The organism is Brachybacterium sp., assembly GCF_052095815.1.
Taxonomy (GTDB): domain Bacteria; phylum Actinomycetota; class Actinomycetes; order Actinomycetales; family Dermabacteraceae; genus Brachybacterium.
The window spans coordinates 1-8,281 of record NZ_JBQDLF010000083.1 but is presented as its reverse complement, the minus strand read 5'-3'; the positions used below and the strand labels follow the sequence as shown (position 1 = coordinate 8,281).

Genomic DNA, 8,281 nt, shown 5'->3' with positions numbered 1-8,281 from the left:
GGGCGTTCTATCGCCCCGCTCTGCAACGTTCGAGCTCAGCCTTTGTCGTCGGCGGGGAGCCACTCGCTGTAGGCGGCGTCGGAGAGCAGGGCGGCCGCGCCGGCGGCGGCTGCGGTGACGGTGAGCACCGCCGGCCACGCACCGATCTTCTTGGCCAGCGGGTGGGAGAGCCCGAAGCCGACCACATAGGTCGCTCCGAGCACGGCGGTGGTGGCCGGACCGCGGCGGGCCAGCCAGGTACGGCCCGCGTAGAGTCCGGCGGTGGCGAGCACCACGCCGCCGAGCGGACGGATGCCCGTCTCGCGAGCGGTCAGCCAGCCACCGACCAGCCCGAGGGCGACGACGGGGGCGGTGTTCACGGATGCAGCAGGCTTGATCGCGGGGCTCATGCCTCCGAGCCTACGTCGTGGAGAGGGGAGGGGTGCCGCTCACTGCGCCACGGGTGCGCCGCTCACTGCGCCACTCACTGCGCCACGGGTGTGCCGCTCACCGCACCACGGCGATCCCGTGCGCGGGCACCATGCCGGGCGCCGCGGGACCGACGCCGTCGAGCATGTCCGCGCCGCTGACCACCTCGAGCAGCTCACCCGGGGCGGGCCGGTCCTCGTCCCCGAGGTTCAGCACCAGGGTGAGCGGGGCCGGAGCATCCCCGGCGCCACCGGCATCCCCGGCACCACCGGCGACACCATCGACGCCGTGCCCGCTGCCCGAGCCGTCGCTGCCGTCGACACCGCCCCCGCCGCCCGGGGTCAGCACGATCTGCGCCCAGGTGTTCTCCAGCGAATCCTCGTCCACGTGCACCGAGGCGGTCGCGAGCCATGACTCCCGGCGACGCAGCGAGAACAGCCGGCGATGCACTTCGAGGATCCGCTCCGCGGCGTCGGGCTTCAGCAGAGTGAGGTGGTGGGGCCCGCCCGGGGCGCTGTCCGCGGCGGCGGCCGCGGCGACCACCTCCTCAGGGCTGCCGGGGAACCAGGGCCGGATCGCGTCATCCCCTCCCACCCGCTCCTCCTTGATGCCGGTGGCGCCGAACTCATCCCCGGCGTAGATCGTCGGGATCCCGGGCAGCAGCGCCAGCAGCGCGAAGGCTGCGGCGAGGTCTCGCCCGTCGGTGAGCTGGGAGGCGATGCGGGTGGTGTCGTGGTTGCCCACGAAGGTCTGCGGATGCGCCCCGCCCTCGGCCTCCAGGAACTCCTGGTGGCGACCCAGGGCGTGGGCGAGCTCGAACAGGTTGTGATCGCGCAGCCCGGACCAGATCGCCTTCCACAGCTCGTACTGGGTGATCGAATCCGCAGTGGACGCGGCGGCGAAGGCCGGATAGTCGCCGTGGATGACCTCGCCGAGGATCCACGCTTCGGGATGCGCGGCCCGCACCCGTTCGAGGATCGGCGCCCAGGCCTCGGCCCCTGCCGCGTACATCGCGTCCAGCCGCCAGCCGTCGGCCCCGCGATCGAGCCAGAGGCCCATGATCTCCACGACGCGGTCCTGGATGACGGCGTCGGCCAGATCGATCTCGATGAGGTCCGCATTCCCCTCGAAGCCGTAGGGGCTGGTGCCGGACCAGCGGATCCGGGCGCCGTCCTCGGTGCCCGGGCCGGCGGCGATCGCCTGCCGCGCCACCGGGTGACTGTCCGAGACGTGGTTGAACACCCCATCGAGGACCACCCGGACGCCCCGGGCGTGGCAGGCGGTGATCAGGGCGTCGAAATCGTCCTCGTCGCCGAGCCGCGGGTCGAGGCGGCGATGCTCGAGGGTGTCGTAGCCGTGGGAGACGGAGTCGAAGATCGGGTTCAGCAGCAGCACGTTCGCACCGAGGCCCACCAGGTGGTCGAGCCAGCCGTCCAGGCGGCGCAGACGGTGCACCACGTTCTCCCCGTCGGCCCCGCCGTAGCCCTCGCCGCCGAGGTCTGTGCGCACGCGCGGTGCGCCGCAGAAGCCCAGCGGGTAGACCTGCCAGCAGATGGCATCGCGGATCCAGGACGGAGCGGGCACGGTAGTCATGGCGCCATCGTAAGCGGGCCGTCATGGGCGGGAGAGTGTTCAATGGATCCAGCACGTTGCCGGTACCGACCCAGGAGCGATCACCGATGATCCGCATGCGCACTGACTTCTTCTCCGAATCCCTCGGCATGGGCACCTCGATGGTGGTGCTGATGCCGCAGGCCGCAGCCGGTATCGGGATGGAAGGGGCCGACGGTGACGGCTCCGCGGCGGGCGCTGAGCGCGGTGTGCCGGTGCTCTACCTGCTGCACGGGCTGAGCGACGACTGCACGATCTGGGAGCGCCGCACCTCGATCGAGCGCTACGCGACCGAGAAGGGCATCGCCGTGGTGATGCCCGAAGTGCGCCGCTCCTTCTACGCCGACGAAGCGGTGGGGGAGAAGTACTGGACCTTCATCACCGAGGAGCTGCCGCAGCTGATCGCTCGCACCTTCCGCGTCTCCACCGCGCGGGAGGACACCTTCGTGGCGGGCCTGTCGATGGGCGGCTTCGGGGCCTTCAAGCTCGCGCTGAACCATCCGGAGCGGTTCGCGGCCGCGGCGAGCCTGTCCGGCGCGATGGACCCCGCCTCGCTGAGCCTGGATCTGAACACCGGCCATCTCGCCGAGCGGATCTGGGCCGGACGCGATATCGCCGAGACGCAGGACGATCTGCTGGGCCTGCTCGGCGCCGCCGATCCGGCGGTTCTGCCGGCTCTGTTCCTGGACTGCGGGACCGAGGATCAGCTGTTAGACCACAACCGTCGCTTCCTCTCCGCCGCCGAGGAGCAGGGCGTGGAGCTCAGCTCCCGGCTGCGCCCCGGCGCGCACACCTGGGAGTTCTGGGACCAGGGCATCCAGGACGTGCTCGACTGGCTGCCGCTCCGCAGCTGAGCGACCGGGTCAGCCTGCGGCCAGCGCGATGACCAGCAGTCCGAGGTAGAGCAGCCCTTCCGTGATGAGGTTCGAGCGGCTCGGCGCGGAAAGGGCAGTCGCCTGGCGCCGGGAGGGCTGAGCAGGCGGAGCCTGGGTGAGCAGGCGCCGACAGGCGACGACGACACCGGCGGCGAGCAGCAGCGTCAGCAGCCACGGCACCCACCACAGCGACGCGGGCACGATCCCGATCGCGCCGATGATCGCAAGGAGGCTCGCACTGCCGAGCGCCCGCTCGAGGATCCGCCACGGATGCTGGTGGTGGCGGAGCAGGGACACGAGAGAGGTCAGCAGCATCGCGGCCAGGAGCAGTCCCACCAGCAGCGGGAGCAGGCTCATCACAGCGCCACCTGCTTGGTGAGCACGTCCATCGCGAGGGCATCCAGGCTGCGAGAGGTATCGGTGAGCAGCACGATCCCGCGCCCGGTCTCCGGCGTGAACCCCACGAACGAGGCATAGCCCCCGGTCATGCCGTTGTGGAAGGTGTGCCAGGTGCCGTCGCCGAAGTCCTCCTGGAACCAGTTCATGCCGATGTTCTCGGTCTCGTCGACCCTGTGCAGGACCTCCGAGGCGGCGGCCGCGCCGGGCGCCGAACCGTCGAACGTGCCGGCCAGGTAGGTTGCCATGTCCTTCGCGGTGGAGCGGATGCCGCCCGCTGGAGCGCTGCCGTACATCGTCCATGCGGCCTGCGCCAGGCCGTTCTTCCCTCGGCCCCGGGTCGCCGACTCCCTCAGGTGCTCGGGAAGGATCGGGGCGTAGGTGCCGCTCAGCTCCATCGGGTCCAGGATCCGCTCGGTGAGCAGTGAGGCATAGTCGGTCCCGGCCGCGCGGGCCAGCAGCTGGCCCTGGAGGGCGACGCCCAGGTTCGAGTAGGCGAACTCGCCCCGCCCGGTGAGAGCGCTGCCCAGGGCATCATCGATCACCTGTGCGGCATCCCGCCGCGCATACGGGTCCTTGCGCAGGAAGTTCGCGACCATCGAGCCGGGCAGCGCGGCGAGGGCCAGGCGCGGCATCCCCGAGGTGTGGGTGGCGAGCTCGGCGAGGGTGACGCCCGCGATCTCGCTGCCCGCGGCCTCCGCCCCGAGTAGTTCGGCCACGGTCGTCTCCGCGGTGACCTCGCCGCGGGTGATCGCCTCGGCGAGCAGTGCGCCGGCGAAGGTCTTGGAGATCGAGCCGATCTCGAACTCGCTGGTCTCGTCGGCCCCGAAGCCGGCGAAGCGGGGGCTGCCGCTGCCGTCGAGGTAGGCGACGGCGACCCGTCGGTGGCCGCTGAGATGCGGGGCGAGGGCGCTGGTCAGCTGCTGATCTCCGATGGGGTCTCCAAGGCTCGCGGGGCGGGGGTTGGTCAGTGCCCCCAGGCCGACGAGACCGACGACGGCCGGGATCCCTGCCGCGAGGACCGTGCGGCGGGTGACCGGGCCTGAGGGTGCCGATGCAGTGGGTGCCGGAGCGGCGGGGCCGACCGGCTCGGCGGGATCGGCAGGAGCGGTGGTCTCGGGCGCGGGGTCGTGAGGGCTGGCGGGCCGGGGGGAGTTCACGCTCAGCCCCTCTCGAGGGCGATGAGGATGGTCAGCAGGGGGATCACGCGGGGAGTGAGCAGGGCCCAGCTGCCGCGGCGCGGCGAGTGTACCCAGCCGCCTGCCTGCAGAGCGGAGAGGTGGTGGTAGGCGATGCCGGTGGAGCCCAGCTCGAGCTCCTCGACCAGCTGGGCGACGGTGTGCTCGCCGTCCAGCAGCCGACGCAGGATCGCCATCCGCAGGGGATGGCCGAGGGCGCCGACGGATTCCGCATGCTGCTGCCAGTCCGTCTCCAGCAGGTGCTCGGTGGGGCGCGCCCACTGGTACTCCAGATGTCCCGCCCCGACATCGACCGCGCCGGTCAGCAGCACCCCGCCCGGTGCGGGCAGGTGCTCCTTGAGCGAGGCGAGCGCCCAGAACGGATCCTCGGGCGCGCTGTCGCCCGCATCGCTCGCGGTGGTGCTGCGGGGCGGTGATGGAGCGTCGCTGCGTTCGCCCTCGAGCTCGGCGACCCGTGCCTCGAGGGCGGAGAGCCGCTCCAGGAGCTCGGCGGGGGCGGGGGCGACGGGAATGTCGGGCCTCCTTGCGGGTCGGGAACGAGACCCACTATATCCGTAATTACGGAAAAGGAAAGATGCGGTCTCCTGGACGACCCCGCGTGACCCGCGCAGATGCGGGACGATGAACCCAGATAACTACGGGCCGCGCACCGGCGTCGGCCCCCGCCCCAGGGAGAAGCCATGGCCGCTTTCGCCGTTCAGTACACCTACATCGATGACGCCTCGCGCGTCGCGACCTTCCGCCCCGAGCATCGTGAGCACCTCTCCGAGCTGCACCGCGAAGGGACGCTGCTGCTGTCCGGCCCGCTGAGCGGCGAGCCCGGGGCGCTGCTGATCCTCCTCGCGGACTCCGCGGAGGATGCGCTCGCCAAGCTCGACGGCGACCCCTTCAAGCGCGAGCGGGTCATCGCGGACCGCAGCGTGCGCGAGTGGACCGTCGTGATCGGGCAGCTGCCCGGCGCCTGAGTCAGCGCTCGCCGACGTCCCCGCCCTCGGTCCGACGCCGCTGCTCGGCTTCCTGCAGGTCCAGCAGCATCCCGGCGGTTGCGTTCGCGATCGTCTGCTCGCCGAGCAGCACGAGCGGCAGTGCGCCCGTGCCGCCGTGCGCGGTCAGCAGCTCCTGCGCGTGCGGGTCGCGGAACACGTTCACCCAGGCCACGTCCTGGCGGGGGCCGCGGATCGCCGCTTGCAGGCGGGCCGAGAGCGGGTTGCCGGGTGCCCACAGGATGATCGCGGTGCCCGGTCCCTGCGTGCGGGCCTCGGCCAGCGGAACGTGCGGGCCGGAGCGCAGTGGGCTGGTCCAGTACGCCATGAAGACGGAGAACAGCGCGACAGCGATCGCGGCGATCCACTGGTCGGCGAGCAGCAGCAGTACCGCCAGCAGCAGGCCCCCGATGAGCATCAGGCCCGGCCGCACCCAGGTACGTGCCGGGGCACCGCCGGCCGTGCGGGGGCTCAGATCATCACCGCCGTGTCCAGGCGCTCGGTGGTCTCAGCCACCAGCGCATCCCGCAGGGCGCCCACTGCCGGGATCGCGAGCGCGCCGCGACGGTTCAGCAGCCCGATCATCCGGTTGTCGAGGTTCGGGATGGCACGCACCACCAGATCGGCCGACGGTGCCGCCTCGAGGGCGGTCTCCGGCATCAGCGCGACGCCGCCGCCATGCATGATCAGCTGCTGGACCACGATCGTGTCATCGGTGGAGTGGCGCACCTGCGGGGAGAAGCCGGCGCGGCGCGCACTGGAGATCAGGTTCGCCCGGCAGCGCTCGCAGCCCGCGATCCACGGATCCTTCGCCAGGTCGCCGAGGGTGAGGTCCGGATCCTCGGCCCGAGGGTGGTCGCGCGGCAGCACCACCATCACGCGGTCCTCCATCAGCGGGGTCCACTCCAGGGTGCCCTCATCGCCGATGTCGCTGCACGGGTAGCGGAACACCAGCGCGAGATCCAGCTCGCCCTCGCGCAGCGCGACCACCGCATCCGGCGGCTCGAGCTCCGCGAAGGTCACGTCCAGATCCGGAGCGGTCTCGGAGAGCCGCTTCAGCACCGGCGGCAGCAGCATCGCCGCGGCCGACGGGAACGTCCCGAACTTCACCGTCCCGCGCCGCAGCGCCGTGATGTCGGCGAGCTCCTCCTCAGCGGCATGCAGCTGCGCGGCGATCGCCTCGGCATGCGCGGCGAGGCGGGTGCCGGCCTCCGTCGGCGTGATGCCGGCGGAGGAGCGCAGCAGCAGCTGGGTGCCCACCTCCTTCTCCAGCGCGGCGAGGTGCTGGGAGACCGCGGGCTGGGTCCAGCCCAGCTCGCGGGCGCCGGCACCGATCGAGCCGTTGCGCACCACAGTGCGGAAGATGAGCAGGCGACGTGGATCCATGACCCCATCCTAGGCGCGGGTGGCAAGCCTGGCTTATGGGTTCGGGCACAGCGCTCCTTCTGGGGGTCGGGCACTCTACGACTCGGCTGGTCAGGTGCAGCGGGATGTAGCGAGCCGTAGGAAACGTGCCCCGAAGCGGAATCTGCGGCACGTTTCCTACGGCTCGGTGGGGTGGAGGACTCAGGTTCTCCCGCAGCATCGAGCTGCTATATGCGGTGAGGCGAGCTACTTGGCCTGCTCGTCCACCGGCTGCGCGGTCGCCGATTCGTCACTCGCCTCGGGGTCTTCGCGACGGACGGCCTCGCGGAACGCGCGGGCGCCTTCCGAGAAGCGACCGGCCCCGGAGCGGACGCGACCCGCGGTGTCGCCACCGAACTGGATCGCTGCGCCGGCGCCGTCAACGCCGGTTCTGACGACCTTGTCGCGCACCTCTCCGGCTGCCGTCCGCCATCGCTTCGCATCTGTGGAGTCGTGGCCGTCCTCGATCTCCAGGGCCGTCTGGAAGTCGAGCACTCGGCCCACGACGAGATTGCTGGAGGTGACCGCCGCGCGAGCCGGCCGCGGGGACAGGAGGACCTTGGCGTTGGCCCGACGGATGGTGGTGTTCATGCGCTCGAGCAGCTCCTCGGTCGTGCGGTGGATCAGCGCGAGGCGCTTTGCCCGTGCCGCGCGGAGTCCGAGGCGGTGGCGGTCGAGATCCTCCGGCGCGCTGTCGAGGACTCGATCGAGCTCAAGGACCGCCAGGGCATCCTGCAGCTGGACGCAGCGCGCGAGCACGGCGAGCCACTCGCGCACGGTGGACTCGGCGGCCTTCGCCTTCGTGGCGAGGTCCGCGACACTCGCCTTCTCGACTTTCTCCGCCTGCGCATCGATCTGCCGCAGCGCATAAGCCTCGGTGGTGGCGAGGGTCAGCGCGGAGTTCTGGATCTTGGACCAGGTCACCTCCGAGACGCGGCCCACCTCGTCGCGAACCGTCATGGCTTCCTCGATCATGAGGTCGACGCCGATCATGTCCGAGAACACCGAATCCTTCTGCGCACGCAGGATGTCGTCGATCTTCTCGTCGATGACGGCGAGGTACTCGCCGATCTCCTCGATCGCCTCCTGCATCGCCATCTGCGACATGACCGCTCCGGCGGCGGCGAGGGCGGCGGGGTTGAGCAGGGATGCCGGCCCCGCAACGAACTGCAGGTTCTTGGCGAACTGGCCGCTCGACGCGCGGAGGGTGGCGTGGAGGTTCCCGGTGGAGGCGTTCTTGACGAGCGGCAGAGCCTTCGACGCGGCGAAGGATTCCGACGTGAGCTTCATCCAGCGGCCCGAGTTCGCCGCGACCCCAGCCCCGGCGTTCAGCATGCCTGCAGAGGTTTTATGGCTCATCGCATCCGAGGGTGTAGCTGGTTTCTGAAGCCTCCTGATTCGAGGA

Annotated in this window: 10 protein-coding genes; 2 read left to right on the top strand and 8 right to left on the bottom strand. The window is 71.1% G+C overall.

What is annotated here, in order from left to right; genetic code table 11:
* Positions 1-35: 35 nt before the first annotated feature.
* On the bottom strand, positions 36-389 hold the full coding sequence (locus ACTH43_RS18125; protein WP_441446283.1) for a hypothetical protein: 354 nt from the start codon (positions 387-389) through the stop codon (positions 36-38).
* A gap of 97 nt (positions 390-486) precedes the next feature.
* Positions 487-2,001, bottom strand: a complete 1,515-nt coding sequence (locus tag ACTH43_RS18120) for an alpha-amylase family glycosyl hydrolase (RefSeq protein WP_441446282.1) — start codon at positions 1,999-2,001, stop codon at positions 487-489.
* Positions 2,002-2,087: 86 nt separating this feature from the next.
* On the opposite strand from ACTH43_RS18120, the gene ACTH43_RS18115 reads away from it, so the two are divergent.
* Positions 2,088-2,873 (top strand): alpha/beta hydrolase, encoded by a 786-nt coding sequence (locus ACTH43_RS18115; protein WP_441446281.1) that lies wholly within the window; start codon positions 2,088-2,090, stop codon positions 2,871-2,873.
* Positions 2,874-2,882: 9 nt separating this feature from the next.
* Here ACTH43_RS18115 and ACTH43_RS18110 read toward each other — a convergent pair whose 3' ends face one another.
* From ACTH43_RS18110 to ACTH43_RS18100, 3 genes are read right to left on the bottom strand one after another with little or no spacing between them, the layout of a single operon-like run.
* Positions 2,883-3,251: a hypothetical protein gene (locus ACTH43_RS18110; protein WP_441446280.1), complete on the bottom strand. Its 369-nt coding sequence runs from the start codon at positions 3,249-3,251 to the stop codon at positions 2,883-2,885.
* On the bottom strand, positions 3,251-4,450 hold the full coding sequence (locus ACTH43_RS18105) for a serine hydrolase domain-containing protein (protein ID WP_441446279.1): 1,200 nt from the start codon (positions 4,448-4,450) through the stop codon (positions 3,251-3,253). Before ACTH43_RS18105 ends, ACTH43_RS18110 begins: the two co-directional genes overlap by 1 nt.
* 2 nt (positions 4,451-4,452) lie before the next feature.
* Complete coding sequence (locus ACTH43_RS18100) at positions 4,453-4,800, bottom strand: ArsR/SmtB family transcription factor (protein WP_345076170.1); 348 nt, start codon at positions 4,798-4,800, stop codon at positions 4,453-4,455.
* Positions 4,801-5,169: 369 nt separating this feature from the next.
* On the opposite strand from ACTH43_RS18100, the gene ACTH43_RS18095 reads away from it, so the two are divergent.
* The gene (locus tag ACTH43_RS18095) at positions 5,170-5,454 is read left to right on the top strand and encodes a YciI family protein (RefSeq protein WP_345076171.1); all 285 of its coding nucleotides are present in this window, start codon (positions 5,170-5,172) and stop codon (positions 5,452-5,454) included.
* A gap of 1 nt (position 5,455) precedes the next feature.
* Here ACTH43_RS18095 and ACTH43_RS18090 read toward each other — a convergent pair whose 3' ends face one another.
* The 3 genes from ACTH43_RS18090 to ACTH43_RS18080 form a co-directional block, all read right to left on the bottom strand.
* Positions 5,456-5,890, bottom strand: coding sequence for a hypothetical protein (locus ACTH43_RS18090; protein ID WP_441446278.1), 435 nt, complete (start codon positions 5,888-5,890; stop codon positions 5,456-5,458).
* A 53-nt stretch (positions 5,891-5,943) separates the two neighbouring features.
* Positions 5,944-6,858, bottom strand: a complete 915-nt coding sequence (locus ACTH43_RS18085; RefSeq protein ID WP_441446277.1) for a LysR family transcriptional regulator — start codon at positions 6,856-6,858, stop codon at positions 5,944-5,946.
* A gap of 225 nt (positions 6,859-7,083) precedes the next feature.
* Positions 7,084-8,235 (bottom strand): hypothetical protein, encoded by a 1,152-nt coding sequence (locus tag ACTH43_RS18080; RefSeq protein WP_441446276.1) that lies wholly within the window; start codon positions 8,233-8,235, stop codon positions 7,084-7,086.
* Between the last annotated feature and the right edge of the window lie 46 nt (positions 8,236-8,281).